At 63.1% G+C, this 12,046-nt stretch carries 15 protein-coding genes and 1 pseudogene; 7 read left to right on the forward strand and 9 right to left on the reverse strand.

Annotation, left to right across the window (positions count from 1 at the left end):
• Positions 1–112: 112 nt before the first annotated feature.
• Positions 113–364, reverse strand: coding sequence for a hypothetical protein (locus tag NKJ06_RS31665; protein ID WP_352630853.1), 252 nt, complete (start codon positions 362–364; stop codon positions 113–115).
• Between the two features lie 130 nt (positions 365–494).
• On the opposite strand from NKJ06_RS31665, the gene gcvA reads away from it, so the two are divergent.
• Positions 495–1,430: a transcriptional regulator GcvA gene (gcvA, locus tag NKJ06_RS31670; protein WP_352630855.1), complete on the forward strand. Its 936-nt coding sequence runs from the start codon at positions 495–497 to the stop codon at positions 1,428–1,430.
• 191 nt (positions 1,431–1,621) lie between these two features.
• Here the strand turns inward: gcvA and NKJ06_RS31675 are convergent, their stop codons facing one another.
• On the reverse strand, positions 1,622–1,774 hold the full coding sequence (locus tag NKJ06_RS31675; RefSeq protein WP_352630997.1) for a hypothetical protein: 153 nt from the start codon (positions 1,772–1,774) through the stop codon (positions 1,622–1,624).
• Here NKJ06_RS31675 and NKJ06_RS31680 point away from each other — a divergent pair.
• A complete protein-coding gene (locus NKJ06_RS31680; RefSeq protein WP_352630983.1) occupies positions 1,719–1,982 on the forward strand; it encodes a DUF6471 domain-containing protein in 264 nt (87 codons plus the stop codon). The genes NKJ06_RS31675 and NKJ06_RS31680 overlap by 56 nt on opposite strands.
• On the opposite strand, the gene NKJ06_RS31685 is transcribed toward NKJ06_RS31680, so the two are convergent.
• Positions 1,915–2,652 carry a hypothetical protein gene (locus NKJ06_RS31685; protein ID WP_352630856.1) on the reverse strand — a complete coding sequence of 246 codons (738 nt, stop codon included), beginning with the start codon at positions 2,650–2,652 and terminating at the stop codon, positions 1,915–1,917. The genes NKJ06_RS31680 and NKJ06_RS31685 overlap by 68 nt on opposite strands.
• 131 nt (positions 2,653–2,783) lie before the next feature.
• Here NKJ06_RS31685 and NKJ06_RS31690 point away from each other — a divergent pair, with 131 nt between their 5' ends.
• Entirely contained in the window at positions 2,784–3,707 is a 924-nt protein-coding gene (locus NKJ06_RS31690) for a hypothetical protein (protein ID WP_352630858.1), read from the forward strand.
• 130 nt (positions 3,708–3,837) lie between these two features.
• Here the strand turns inward: NKJ06_RS31690 and NKJ06_RS31695 are convergent, their stop codons facing one another.
• The 6 genes from NKJ06_RS31695 to tsaD are packed head-to-tail and all read right to left on the reverse strand — an operon-like array spanning position 3,838 to position 7,853.
• Positions 3,838–4,254 (reverse strand): DUF1761 domain-containing protein, encoded by a 417-nt coding sequence (locus NKJ06_RS31695; RefSeq protein ID WP_352630859.1) that lies wholly within the window; start codon positions 4,252–4,254, stop codon positions 3,838–3,840.
• A 52-nt stretch (positions 4,255–4,306) separates the two neighbouring features.
• Positions 4,307–4,906 (reverse strand): class I SAM-dependent methyltransferase, encoded by a 600-nt coding sequence (locus NKJ06_RS31700; protein WP_352630986.1) that lies wholly within the window; start codon positions 4,904–4,906, stop codon positions 4,307–4,309.
• A gap of 53 nt (positions 4,907–4,959) precedes the next feature.
• Entirely contained in the window at positions 4,960–5,385 is a 426-nt protein-coding gene (locus NKJ06_RS31705) for an EVE domain-containing protein (protein WP_352630861.1), read from the reverse strand.
• Positions 5,386–5,426: 41 nt separating this feature from the next.
• The gene (locus NKJ06_RS31710; protein ID WP_352630862.1) at positions 5,427–5,723 is read right to left on the reverse strand and encodes a YciI-like protein; all 297 of its coding nucleotides are present in this window, start codon (positions 5,721–5,723) and stop codon (positions 5,427–5,429) included.
• 25 nt (positions 5,724–5,748) lie between these two features.
• Positions 5,749–6,771: an NAD(P)H-dependent glycerol-3-phosphate dehydrogenase gene (locus tag NKJ06_RS31715; RefSeq protein WP_352811937.1), complete on the reverse strand. Its 1,023-nt coding sequence runs from the start codon at positions 6,769–6,771 to the stop codon at positions 5,749–5,751.
• On the reverse strand, positions 6,768–7,853 hold the full coding sequence (gene tsaD / locus NKJ06_RS31720; RefSeq protein ID WP_352630988.1) for a tRNA (adenosine(37)-N6)-threonylcarbamoyltransferase complex transferase subunit TsaD: 1,086 nt from the start codon (positions 7,851–7,853) through the stop codon (positions 6,768–6,770). The genes NKJ06_RS31715 and tsaD overlap by 4 nt, the downstream gene beginning before the upstream one ends.
• A gap of 157 nt (positions 7,854–8,010) precedes the next feature.
• On the opposite strand from tsaD, the gene hemC reads away from it, so the two are divergent.
• From hemC to NKJ06_RS31740, 4 genes and pseudogenes are all read left to right on the forward strand, one after another.
• The gene (gene hemC / locus NKJ06_RS31725; protein ID WP_352630867.1) at positions 8,011–8,937 is read left to right on the forward strand and encodes a hydroxymethylbilane synthase; all 927 of its coding nucleotides are present in this window, start codon (positions 8,011–8,013) and stop codon (positions 8,935–8,937) included.
• Between the two features lies 1 nt (position 8,938).
• Entirely contained in the window at positions 8,939–9,655 is a 717-nt protein-coding gene (locus tag NKJ06_RS31730; protein WP_352630870.1) for a uroporphyrinogen-III synthase, read from the forward strand.
• Between the two features lie 109 nt (positions 9,656–9,764).
• Positions 9,765–11,255, forward strand: a complete 1,491-nt coding sequence (locus tag NKJ06_RS31735; RefSeq protein WP_352630871.1) for a COG4223 family protein — start codon at positions 9,765–9,767, stop codon at positions 11,253–11,255.
• A 10-nt stretch (positions 11,256–11,265) separates the two neighbouring features.
• Positions 11,266–11,961: pseudogene (locus tag NKJ06_RS31740) on the forward strand (heme biosynthesis HemY N-terminal domain-containing protein); the annotation flags it as partial.
• Positions 11,962–12,046: the final 85 nt, after the last annotated feature.

Consider the following 12,046-nt stretch of genomic DNA (forward strand, 5'->3'; position numbering starts at 1 on the left):
GGTAGGCAGTAGGCAGTAGGCAGTAGGCAGTAGGCAGTAGGCAGTAGGCAGTAGGCAGTAGGCAGTAGGGCTACCTGTCGGCGCCGACCTAATTATCCCTACTCCCTATTTCCTACTGCCTATTCCCTAACCTTCGCGGCTGCTGCCAGCCGATGTCGAGAAGGCCGAGGCGGCCCATCTCGCGGTCCATGGCGCGTGCGATGTCCTTGCGCCTGGCGCCTACGTCGCGCAGTTGCCGATCCGACAGGTCTTCGACATTCTGGTGCGGGAGATTGATGGCGACCCGGGCGTGACGCAACCAGTCGAGGGTCTCGGTCAGCCAGGCCGGACGGCGTGTCGATGGGTTCAAAACGATGATGGACATGGCTTGATCCGTTCTCTCCGGATATCAAATCCGGCTTGATGATGTTTCGATGGTTGGATTATGCCAGATTGAAATCCCTGTGAGAAACGAGTAGTTTTCTCTGGATCATCAAGTTTTCTTTGAGGATAGGATGGCTCGCCTGCTGCCAGGAACTCGCGCCTTGAGGACGCTGGAGGCGGCGGCCCGGCACCTCAATTTCACCCGCGCCGCCGATGAGTTGGGGCTAACGCCGGCCGCCGTCAGCCATCAGGTCAAGGAAATCGAGGATCAGCTCGGACTGGTGCTGTTCACGCGCACCAGCCGCACCATCCGCCTGACCGAGGCGGGAACGGTGCTGTTCGAGGCCTCGACCGACGCGCTCGACCTGCTTGGCCGGGCCGTCTCGCGGGCGCAAAAGCTGACGCGCGGCGCCGCGCTGCTGAAAGTGACTCTTGATGCGCAGTTCGCGTCAAAATGGCTGATGCGGCGCGTCGACGATTTTCGCAAGCATCAGCCCCATATCGAGCTGAGATTCGACATTGCCTACGAAGTGCGGGATTTCGAACTCGACGACGTCGATGTCGGCATCCGTTTTGGCGCCGGCAAATATCCGGGCCTTCGCGCCCACCGGCTGTTCGACAACATCCTCATTCCGGTGTGCAGCCCGAGCCTGTTGACGTCCGGTCCGCCGTTGCGCGAGCCGCGCGATCTTTTCAATCACACGCTTGCCCATATCGAATGGTCGCGACAAGGCGTGACATGGCCGAACTGGCGGATGTGGATGGCGGCGGCAGGCGTCAACGACTTCGACGACAGCCGGACCGTGGTGTTCAAAAACTCAACCGATGCCGTCCAGGCAGCGCTCGACGGCAATGCCGTCGCGCTCGCCGATTTCGCCATGGTGGCGAACGACCTTTCCCAAGGAAGGCTGGTGCAGCCTTTTGAACTCGGCCTGCGGGTGGCGCCCGAGTTCGCCTATTTCCTGGTCTATCCCGAGAGTACCGCCGACGATCCGCGTATCGTCGCGTTTCGCGAATGGATTCTCGAGGAGGTGGCCAAGACGCGGACCACGGACAAGGGGCAGTAGAGCGGCCTTATGTAGCAAAAGCACCAACCTCCCGCACGACCTAAAGAGTGGGTTCCCATAAAATTCGGGCATGGGACAGCCGCTCGTCATCTACGCATTAATCTCCAAGCCGGTCGCGAAGGGCTGGGATGCCAGCGATAGCGGCAAAGTCGCCAAGGTGACGGAAAGCGTCAAGGGCGCGAAGAATTGGACTAGGCGGCGGCCGAAGCCTTCTTCGAGCCATCAGATATAAGAGCGTTCTTGTATCCTGCGGCAATCAAAGCCGCCTTGACAGATTCCGCTTGCTCAATGTCCTTGCAGACTTGGATAAACGGACCGCTCTTTCGTCCAGATACAGTGATCATTTTGATTGTTCCTCGTAGGAGACGAATAGCGGCTGGCCAAGATAGCCAGCCAACCTATGCCCAGCTCGTTGAAAAGCTGAATGCGATTGGTGTGGACGAGAAGGAGGTGAACATTCGCAACAAACTCGCGAGGGGCAAGTTCACGGCTGCCTTTCTTCTCCAGTGTCTGGAGGCGATAGGGACGGCGGCAGTTTCCATCGCTCGTTAGGCATAAGGTCCCTGTCTAGATGGGAGTATCGATCCTGAAGCTCCGTGACACGCTGCTGATAATCTTCGGAGTGCTTGAGGTCTTCGGTTAGGATGGCAACCATAGCCATCGCGGCCGCTCGCATGTTGGCTATATCGAAGATAATCCGGTCCACAATTTCAAGCTTTTGCGGTTCCGGAATCTTGTCGCCATCCCCAACGAAGAACTTTGAGCCGTCCACGGTCCACCGAAAACCGGAACAGAAATTCCCCCAATATCGCTTGAAGTGAACGTCGGAAAAAAACAACGCAGCGGTTTCTGTTACCGGTTTCAATTCGGCATCGGGATTGATCGTGGCCATCTGGACGATAGGGAGGTCGAGTACAGCGAATTTGGCCAGCGCCTTCGCCAGGTTTGCCCGCTCTGCCAGAAACGATTCCTCAAAGAACTGTCGTCTCTTTACGGAGGTGTCGGCGATGATCCCACGAAGCTCCACCAATTCCCTTTGATCGTCCCTCCAAATGAAATACGGCGCAGTCAAAAGCCGAAGGCCGACGCCACCACCAACGATCATAATAATCGTCCACGCCGCATAGGCCTGTACCGCCGCGTTCACGGCGTCACCTAGAACCGAAAATAAGGCCGGCACTAATACACCGCCGACGATTGAAAGTTTGTCCGTGAACAGCACGGAGCCAGCGAACGCGCGCCGTATGCATTTCCCCAAATAGCCCATAGGGGAACAATGACCGGAATCCTTCCGGTTGTGGAGTCTTCACTTCTCCCGCAAGATGAATGCTTGTGCATTCTGGGGGGATTGCAATGCTGAAGCGTGTTTGGGACGGAACCGTTTCGCTCTGGGCTACGATCGCAATTTGTTCATTCCTACTTTTCGTCACGGCGCTGGGTTTCATGTCAACCCGCGCCTATGATCGCGCTACCCAGGATTACCAGACCGGTCGCGCATATGATGAAACCCGCCGACAATTTGAGCAGCGATGCGCGGGTCTTGAAGGCAAAGAAATCTTCGACTGCCTTAAAGAGCAGATAGAGACCGCCCGCGAGCCCAGCCGCTCCGAGGAAGATGTAGGCGCGCAAAAGGAGATGGCCCGCTGGGCTCTCGCGCTCTTGGTGGTAAGTGGCGTTTTGGGGGTGCTTACGCTTATCGTAACTATCGTCGGCGTTATCTTTGTCCGCAATACGCTGGAGGCGACCCGGCTCGGGACTAGTGCCGCCGTTGATGCAGCGGAAGCCGCAATCGAGAACAACAGGATCATCCAGGCAGAACAGCGGCCATGGGTAACACTCGAACGGGAAATTCCGTGTCAATTCAGCGCCTCTGGCAACACTGGAATGTGCAACTGGAAGTACGGCATTCTCAATCGGGGAAAGCTCCCCGCTCAAAGGGTCCGTATCAACCAAAAGTTGGTTCGTGGGGGGATTACCCACCCGTTGGAAGATGCCTTCCGTGCCTTTGTTGATGAGGCGCGCCGCAATGCTCTCAACAGAGGTGGCACGGTTGTTTTCCCAAACAACGACGCTAAACCTGACACAGACTGCATGTGCGCGGGCTTTTTCGAGGCGCCAGGCAACGAATACGCGCTGTTCGTTTGTGTCACTTATCAACACGCGGGGGGCGTCGGTCTCGACGCTAATCTGCTGGGGATAAACGCTAGCCAAAACCCCAAAGCTCTCCCCCATCAGCATGACTTGCTTAGCTTCGGAGGGGAGAGGATAGTAGAGTAATCAGGTGGCCCACGCCGCCCGCGCGATCACCGCGCCACCTTTGGTGCGTTTGCTACATAAGACCGCAGTAGGGCAGTAGGGATGGGCGTCGGTGCCGCCTTCGGTCCCCTATTCCCCTACTGCCTTTTGATCAGCTTGCCGCGGCGCCGAACCAGCCGATTACCGCGCCGATGATCAACAGCACGCCGAGCCAGTGGCCGCCGTCGATGAAGGTCAGGTCCCAGCCGAAATTCTCGTAGCGATGGTTGACCGAGAGCGTCGTGGCGACGAAGCCCAGCCAAAGCACGAAGCCGAAGACCAGGCCGGCAAGCAGTGTCGGCTCGCCGCCGGTTATCGCGCCGACGACCAGCGCCAATATGTAGGCCATGACCAGTTCGGCGATGAAGCTGATGACGAAGGGCAGCGGCGATTTCTTCATCGTCGCCGGATTGAGCTTGGCGGCTTTCAGCCACGGCTTGCTCAGGCCCATGTACCAGGCGGCGCCGAACAGCCATGCCAGAATTGCGGCGGCGATCACCGCCAGCCAGTTCACTGCTGAAAAATCCATGAGCTTCCCCCTCCAGATGCGAACTTGATGGAACGCCTGTTCGGCGTTGGCGTCAAGCAAACCGCCAGACAGTCGTGCGCTTGACGAGCGCATCCTCCAGTGCCCGCGTGACGGCCACCTCATAGACCGCGAGCGGCTCCAGCCCTGCCTTCGGCATATACGACCGGCCGGGGTCGCCGACGAGAATCTCGGCGCCGCGCGCCTTCAGCGTTGCGAACCACGGCATCAGCCGGTCGGCGAAGGATTTGTCGTAGAAAACATCGCCGGCCAGGATCACGTCCCAACCCGCATCGGTGCCGATACAATCCGTGCCGAGGAATTCGATCCCGACATCATTGGCTTGCGCATTGAGCCGGATCGCGGTTGCGCAGAACGGATCGATGTCGGTGGCGATCACCTCGGCGGCACCTGCCTTGGCCGCGGCGATAGCGACAAGGCCGGAGCCGGAAGCGAAGTCGAGCACGCGCTTGCCCCGCACCGTGCCGGGATTGTCCAGGACATAGCGGGCAAGGCCCTGGCCGCCGGCCCAGGCAAAGGCCCAGAAGGGCGGCGGCAGGCCGATCTCGATCAGCTCATCCTCTGTCCGCTGCCATAAATCATGCGCTTCATCGGCAAGATGAAGCAGGATTTCCGACACGTGCGGCGGCGCCATCAGCGCCGTATTGTCGAGAATGAACTGTTTCGCGCTGTTCGGCGTCAGCGCCGTCACGGAGCCGGCGTCAAGCCGCCCATGCGGCAGACTTCCTTCCATTCGGCCGGCGTCACCGGCTGCACGGAAAGCCGTCCGAGCCGCACCAGCGCCATGTCGGCAAGCTTCGGATTGGCCTTGACCTCTTCCAGCGTCGGCGGGTTCGGCACATCCCTGACGGCGCGGATGTCGACGCATTCCCAGCGCGGATCGTCGGTCGTGGTGTCGGGATGCGCCAACGCGCAGACCTCGGCGATGCCGACCACGTTCAGCCCCTCGTTGGAATGATAGAAGAAGCCGAGGTCGCCGATCTGCATGGCCTTCATGTTGTTGCGTGCGGCGTAGTTGCGCACGCCATCCCATTGCGTACCGGCCTTGCCCTTGGCCTTCAGCGCCTCGAAGGAGAAGACCGAGGGTTCGGATTTGAACAGCCAATAGTTCATGTCTTTGCTCCTCCTGAGGGTCCGTCGGCCGACGATCGGATTTAACTACCCGCCGGCTTGTTGAACGTCCAGTTCCACGGGCGGATTTCGACGCTCTCGAACAGGCCGGCCTTGGCGTAAGGGTCGGCGGCCGACAGGGCCTGCGCGCCCGCCATGTCGGGCGCTTCGACGACGACGAGGCTGCCATTGGGCTTGCCTTCGGCATCGAGGAACGGACCGGCGAAGGCCAGCTTCTTGTCGCCGTTCAACCCTTCGAGAAAGGCGATATGCTCGGGCCGCGTGTCGAGGCGCACCTGCAGGCTTCCCGGCTTGTCCTTGCAAATCACAGCAAACAGCATGGTCTCTCTCCTGGTCTTGGGATCATCAATCGTTGGTTTCGGTCTTCAGCGGCCGGGTCATCAGGGTCGTCACAGCCTGCCGGATGGTGATGGTGCCGTCCAGTATGGCGGCGACGGCGGCAATGATCGGCGCGTCGATGTTGCGCTCGGTGGCGATGCGGGCAGCGATCGCCGCCGTCGGCACGCCCTCGGCCAGCGGCAATCCGGCAAGCTCCTTGCCTTGCCCGAGCGCCAGCCCATAGGCGAAATTGCGCGACTGGGTCGACGAGCAGGTCAGCAACAGGTCACCAAGGCCGGAAAGCCCCATCAAGGTCTCGGGCCTGGCGCCGAAGGCGGCACCGATGCGGCGCAGTTCGACAAAGCCGCGCGTCACCATGGCGGCCTGGGCGCTGGCGCCGAGCCCCGCACCGGTGACGGCACCTGCGGCGATGGCGAAGACGTTCTTCAAGGCGCCGCCGATCTCGACGCCGATCAGGTCGTCGTTCGAATAGCAGCGCAGATTCTCGGCGGAAAAGCGGGCGGCGAGTTCGGCGGCCAAAACCTCGTCGCGGGCGGCGACCACAACGGCCGTCGGCAGGCCGCGAGCGACATCGGCGGCGAAGCTCGGACCCGACAAAGCGGCAACCGGATTTAGCGGCAGGATCTCTTCGACGATTGCCGACAGCAAGGCGCCGGTCTCGCTTTCGATGCCCTTGGCACACAGAACCAACGGGATACCGGCCGGCATATGGTCCTTCGCTGCCGCCAGCGTAGCCCGCAGCGACTGCGCCGGTGTCACCGCCAGCACGCAATCGGCGCCGTCGAGCGCGGCTTGGATGTTGCTCGTCGCCACGATGCCGGCCTGGAGCGTAATGCCCGGCAGATAGCGTGGATTTTCGCCGCGGTCGATCGCGGCGACGGTCTCCGGGTCGCGCGCGTAAAGGCGGACGAAAAGACCAGCGCGAAGCATGGCCAGCGCCAAGGCAGTGCCCCAGGCCCCGCCGCCGAGCACGGCAACGCGCCAGCCGGTTGGCGCTGTGTCGTTGCCGCTCATTGCCCCCTCGTTCATGCCTTTGCTCCGCGCCGGCCGGAGCCGACCATCGGCGCCGAGATGCTGTCCAGCGGCCAGCGCGAGCGCGGTACGAAATCGAAGCCGTTCTCTTGCGCCATGCCGATCCGCAGCCGTTCTATGCCGGCCCAGGCGATCATCGCGGCATTGTCGGTGCAAAGTTTCAGCGGCGGCGCAATGAATGTGAAGCCGGACTCGGCGCAGAGCCGCTCCAGCATCGCCTTGATCGTGTGGTTGGCGGCAACGCCGCCGGCAACCACCAGCGCCGGTTTCTTGGTGCCGGGAAATGTTTCGCGAAAGCGGGCCAGCGCGCGAGAAACGCGGTCGGCCAGCGCATCGGCCACGGCCGCCTGGAACGAGGCGCAGATGTCGGCGACATCCTGGTCGCTCAAGGGCGCAATCGCGCTCGCCGCCTGGCGCACGGCGGTCTTGAGGCCGGAGAAGGAGAAGTCGGGCTGGGCCGAGCCCTTCATCGGACGCGGAAAAGCAAAGCGTGAGGCATTGCCGGTCTGTGCCGCCTTCTCGACGTTCGGTCCGCCGGGATAGGGCAGGCCGAGCATCTTGGCCGTCTTGTCGAAGGCCTCGCCGAGCGCGTCGTCGATGGTCGTTGCCCAGCGCTGATAGTCACCGATGCCACGCACGGCGAGGATCTGCGTATGGCCGCCGGAGACGAGCAGCAGCAGATAGGGAAAATCGAGCCCGTCGGTCAGCCGTGCCGTCAAGGCATGGCCTTCGAGGTGGTTGATGGCGATCAGCGGCTTGTTTGCGGCAGCGGCGATCGCCTTGGCCGTCATCAGCCCGACGATCAGCCCGCCGACGAGGCCGGGACCGGCGGTAGCGGCGATCGCGTCGATATCGGCCAGCGCCACGCCCGATTCGGCAAGCGCCGCCTCGACGATGCCGTCCAGCGCCTCGACATGGGCGCGTGCCGCGATCTCCGGCACGACACCGCCGAATGCGGCATGTTCCTCGATCTGGCTGAGCACGATGTTGGACAGGATTCTTGGCGCGGCATCGCCGTCCACCGCCACGACGCTGGCGGCGGTCTCGTCACAACTCGTCTCGATGCCCAGAACGCGGATCAATTCGTCGCTGTCCCTAAAGATTGTATCATGGGGCTTTCCCCGTTAGGAGAAAGCCCGGAAAGGCCTCGGTTATTTTAGCCGCATTTCTGCGACACCAAGTGGTTCCACTTGGCTGCAAAATGCTCAGGCCGGGGGTTATCACGGACCGCGCGCCATGCAAACAATCTTGAGAATCGGAACACGCGGCAGCCCGCTGGCGCTGGCACAGGCGCATGAAACGCAGGCGCGGCTGATGGCCGCGCACGGCATGCCGGCGGAGGCGTTCGAGGTGGTCGTCATTTCGACCAGCGGCGACCGCATCCAGGACCGGCCGCTGTCGGAAGCAGGCGGCAAGGGCCTGTTCACCAAGGAGATCGAGGAGGCGCTGCTGGCGGGCAGGATCGACATCGCGGTGCATTCGTCGAAGGACATGCCGACGCAACTGCCCGACGGTCTCGAACTCTCGGCTTTCCTGCCGCGCGAGGACGCGCGCGATGCCTTTGTCGGCAAGGCGGCGAAGACCATCGCCGACCTGCCGCGCGGGGCGAAAGTCGGCTCGTCGTCGCTGCGGCGGCAGGCGCTGATCCGCCGCATGCGGCCGGATCTCGACGTGGTGATGTTCCGCGGCAATGTGCAAACGCGGCTGCGCAAGCTTGACGAAGGCGTCGCTGCGGGCACCATCCTCGCCTATGCCGGACTGAAGCGGCTCGGGCTCGAGCATGTCGTCACCGACTTGATGCCGCTCGACATCTTCCCGCCGGCGCCGGGGCAAGGCGCGATCTGCATCGAAACGCGTATCGGCGACCGCGACGTCGAAAAGATGCTGGCGGCTATCCATGATGTGCCGACCGGTCAGGCGCTGGCCTGCGAGCGCGCTTTCCTGGCGGCGCTCGACGGTTCCTGCCGCACGCCGATCGCTGGTTATGCGACGATCGAGGCCGGAAAACTGTCGTTCGCCGGACTGATCATCTCGCCCGACGGCACGCAGTCGCACACGGTCGAGCTGCAGGGACCGGCGCAGGATGCCGCCCGCATCGGCGATGAAGCCGCGCGGACGGTGCGGGCCAAGGCCGGCGAAAAGTTCTTCGACGGCTGGCTCTGAAATGCGTCGCGTCCTGGTGACGAGACCGGAACCGGGCGCCTCGCGCACCGCGCGGCAACTTGAGGCGACAGGCTTCCAGCCGATCCTTTTGCCCTTGACCGAAACGGTGGCTTTGGCGGTCGATGGCGGAGCGGTTCCAGACGATGCCGTCGCCGTGGCCGTCACCAGCGCCAATGCCCTGCGCCATGCGCCGAAGGAAATCATCGCGGCGCTCGCCGCCTTGCCTTGCCATGCCGTCGGCGAAAGGACGGCGCAAGCGGCGCGCGAAGCAGGGTTTTTGTCGGTCAGCGAGGGCCCGGGCAATGCCGAAGGTCTCGCCGACAGACTTGCTGGTGATCTCTCGGGCAAGACCATCGTCTATCTCTGTGGGTGCGTGCGGTTTCCGGCATTCGAACAGAGGCTGGAGACGGCGGGCGTTCAGGTGCACGCTGTCGAGACATATAACACGTCAGCGGTGGGTTATTCGGACGAAACGATCCTCGAGCGTCTGTCTGGCCAACCTGTCGATGCGGTGCTGCTTTATTCAGCCAAGGCGGCCGCCGCGATGCAAGTGCTGGCCAGGCGGCCAGCTCTGCAAGGGCTCTTTGAAAAAACATGGTTTTTCGCTCTTTCCGCCCGCATCGCCGCAGCGCTCGACGATGTCGCCGGCGAAAGAACCCGCATCGCCGCGCAGCCTGACGAGGAAGCACTGCTGGCGCTTTTGCAGGCGCGGCTCTGACCCGCGTCATCACACCGCCCCTTTTCACCGCTTGGTGATGTGCTAGACCCTTTCTGAACCATCATGCGCCGCCAGGCGTTGAGACGAAGCGAATTGTGCGGAGCCAGGAATGGTCAAGACGCCGAAGATGCGACACTCGAAAAGCCGCCGCGAGCCGGTGACCATCGATCTGGAGCCGGGCGCCGTTTCACGCGTTGCCGACGAGGATGCCGCCGAGACGCAAACCCAGACAGACGAGGCGCGGGCCGAGGAAGCAGCGGATGCTTCGCAGCCCGAGGTTCCCGAAGAGCCGGTTCATGCCGACCAGACCGACCTCGAGCCCTGGGAGCATGCCGACGCCCAGGCCGAATCGGAGCAGCCGGCGGCGGCGGGCAAGGGCGGCGGTGAGGCTGAGTTCCCCTATCCCGGATCGTCCGATGATCCCGGATCGCCCGACGCGCCGGCCGGCAAAACCAAAGCCTACGACTACAATTTCGAGGACGCATCGGCGAAGCCCACGCAAACCGACGGCAACGAAGCCAAAACCGAGACACGGGACGAGAAAATTTCGCCCCCAGCAAAGCGTGGCGGCCTCAACGGCATCGCTGCCGGCATCATCGGTGGTGTCATCGCGCTGGTCGGCGCCGGCGGGCTGCAAGTTGCCGGCCTGCTCGGCGCGCCGGGCTCCGGCGCCGCTGTCTCGCTCGACGGCGTCAACGGCGAGATTGCTTCGTTGAAGAGCGAAATCGCCGGTTTGAAGGAAGCTGGCGGCAACAGCGATGCAGCAGCCAAGGTGGTCGGGCTGTCTTCGGGCCTGGAGCAGGTCAAGGCCGATGTCGCGGCGCTGAAATCGGCGGTCGAATCCGGTGGAGCAGGCGACACTGCCGGGCTTGCCGCACTGGGCGATAAGATCAAGCAGATCGAAACGGCGGTCGCAGCCCTCGGCAAGGCCGGCGGCACGGCACCGGTCGATCTCGGCCCGCTCAACGAAAAACTGGCTGGTCTCGACGCGCAGGTGAAGTCGGCCGGCGAGGCGACGACGGCGCAGGATGGTCGGCTGACCGCACTGGAGCAGTCGGTGTCGCAGCTTTCCGGCAAGGTCGAGGCGGCGGCCGGACAGCCGAAGATTGCGCTCGCCATCGCCGCGTCGGCGCTCAAGGCAGCGCTCGATCGTGGCGCGCCGTTCTCGGCCGAACTTGAAACCTTTGCCGCGATTTCGCCGGACGCGCCGCAGCTTGCGGCACTGCGCCCCTATGCCGAAAAGGGCGTTCCGACCCGCGCCGAGATCGCATCGCAAGCGGATGCCGCCGCCAGTGCCATGGTCGCTGCCGCGGCGCCGGTCGATGAGAATGCCGGCTTCCTGCAGAACCTTTTGTCGAGCGCCGAATCGCTGGTCAAGGTCAGGCCGATCGGCGCCGTCGAAGGTGCCGGTGCGCCCGAAATCGTCGCGCGCATGGAGGCGGCGGTCAACCAGGGCGACTACGCCAAGGCGCTCAGTGAATACGACACGCTGCCGCAAGCCGCCAAGGCTGCCGGCGCCGACTTTGCCGGCAAACTGAAGGCACGCATCGAGGTCGAAACCCAGGTCGACGCCCTGATCTCCGGCGCGATGAAGGCATGAGGGCAACACAATGATCCGCCTGCTGGCGTTCCTCATCGTCGTTTTCGCGCTCGGACTGGGCTTTGCTTGGCTGGCCGACCGTCCGGGCGACATGGTCGTCACCTTCAGCGGCTATCAATACCAGGTCAGTCTGATGGTGGCGGCGGTGGCCGTCGTCGCTGTTGTGGCCGCGGTGATGATCCTGTGGTGGCTGCTTAAGTCGTTGTGGAACAGCCCCTACACAATCTCGCGCTATTTCCGCGTCCGCCGCCGCGACCGTGGCTATCAGGCGCTGTCGACCGGCATGATCGCCGCCGGCGCTGGTGACGGCGCGCTGGCCCGCAAGAAAACCAAGGAAGCGGCCAAGCTGATCCGTTCCGACCAGGAGCCGCTGATCCATCTGCTAGAGGCGCAGGCGTCGCTGCTCGAAGGCGATCATGAAGGGGCGCGGCAGAAATTCGAGAGCATGCTCGACGATCCCGAAATGCGGCTGCTGGGCCTGCGCGGGCTCTATCTCGAAGCCGAACGGCTCGGCGACCGCAACGCAGCCAGGCACTATGCCGGCCGCGCCGCGGTGATGGCGCCGCAATTGGCCTGGGCCGCCGAATCGACGCTGGAAGAGTTGACCGCGCGCGGTGACTGGGACGGCGCCTTGAAACTGGTTGACGCGCAGAAATCGACACGGCAGATCGAACGCGACGCCGCCAACCGCCGCCGCGCCGTGCTGTGGTTTCGATCGTCAGATCGACTGTACGGGAATGGCGGCGCAAAATGACTGGCTGCGCGGCGTTCGCGGCGAAATGCTCACCCTG

Source organism: Mesorhizobium sp. M0293 (assembly GCF_040321735.1).
Classification (GTDB): domain Bacteria; phylum Pseudomonadota; class Alphaproteobacteria; order Rhizobiales; family Rhizobiaceae; genus Mesorhizobium.

Bases quoted from the DNA above. Each gene is read 5' to 3' on its own strand.
- NKJ06_RS31735 (WP_352630871.1), top strand. From the start codon at position 9,765: ATGGTCAAGACGCCGAAGATGCGACACTCGAAAAGCCGCCGCGAGCCG.
- NKJ06_RS31715 (WP_352811937.1), bottom strand. From the start codon at position 6,771: ATGAACGAGGGGGCAATGAGCGGCAACGACACAGCGCCAACCGGCTGG.
- NKJ06_RS31665 (WP_352630853.1), bottom strand. From the start codon at position 364: ATGTCCATCATCGTTTTGAACCCATCGACACGCCGTCCGGCCTGGCTG.
- NKJ06_RS31695 (WP_352630859.1), bottom strand. From the start codon at position 4,254: ATGGATTTTTCAGCAGTGAACTGGCTGGCGGTGATCGCCGCCGCAATT.
- hemC (WP_352630867.1), top strand. From the start codon at position 8,011: ATGCAAACAATCTTGAGAATCGGAACACGCGGCAGCCCGCTGGCGCTG.
- NKJ06_RS31710 (WP_352630862.1), bottom strand. From the start codon at position 5,723: ATGCTGTTTGCTGTGATTTGCAAGGACAAGCCGGGAAGCCTGCAGGTG.
- NKJ06_RS31675 (WP_352630997.1), bottom strand. From the start codon at position 1,774: ATGATCACTGTATCTGGACGAAAGAGCGGTCCGTTTATCCAAGTCTGC.
- NKJ06_RS31705 (WP_352630861.1), bottom strand. From the start codon at position 5,385: ATGAACTATTGGCTGTTCAAATCCGAACCCTCGGTCTTCTCCTTCGAG.
- gcvA (WP_352630855.1), top strand. From the start codon at position 495: ATGGCTCGCCTGCTGCCAGGAACTCGCGCCTTGAGGACGCTGGAGGCG.
- NKJ06_RS31680 (WP_352630983.1), top strand. From the start codon at position 1,719: ATGTCCTTGCAGACTTGGATAAACGGACCGCTCTTTCGTCCAGATACA.
- NKJ06_RS31690 (WP_352630858.1), top strand. From the start codon at position 2,784: ATGCTGAAGCGTGTTTGGGACGGAACCGTTTCGCTCTGGGCTACGATC.
- NKJ06_RS31730 (WP_352630870.1), top strand. From the start codon at position 8,939: ATGCGTCGCGTCCTGGTGACGAGACCGGAACCGGGCGCCTCGCGCACC.
- NKJ06_RS31700 (WP_352630986.1), bottom strand. From the start codon at position 4,906: ATGGCGCCGCCGCACGTGTCGGAAATCCTGCTTCATCTTGCCGATGAA.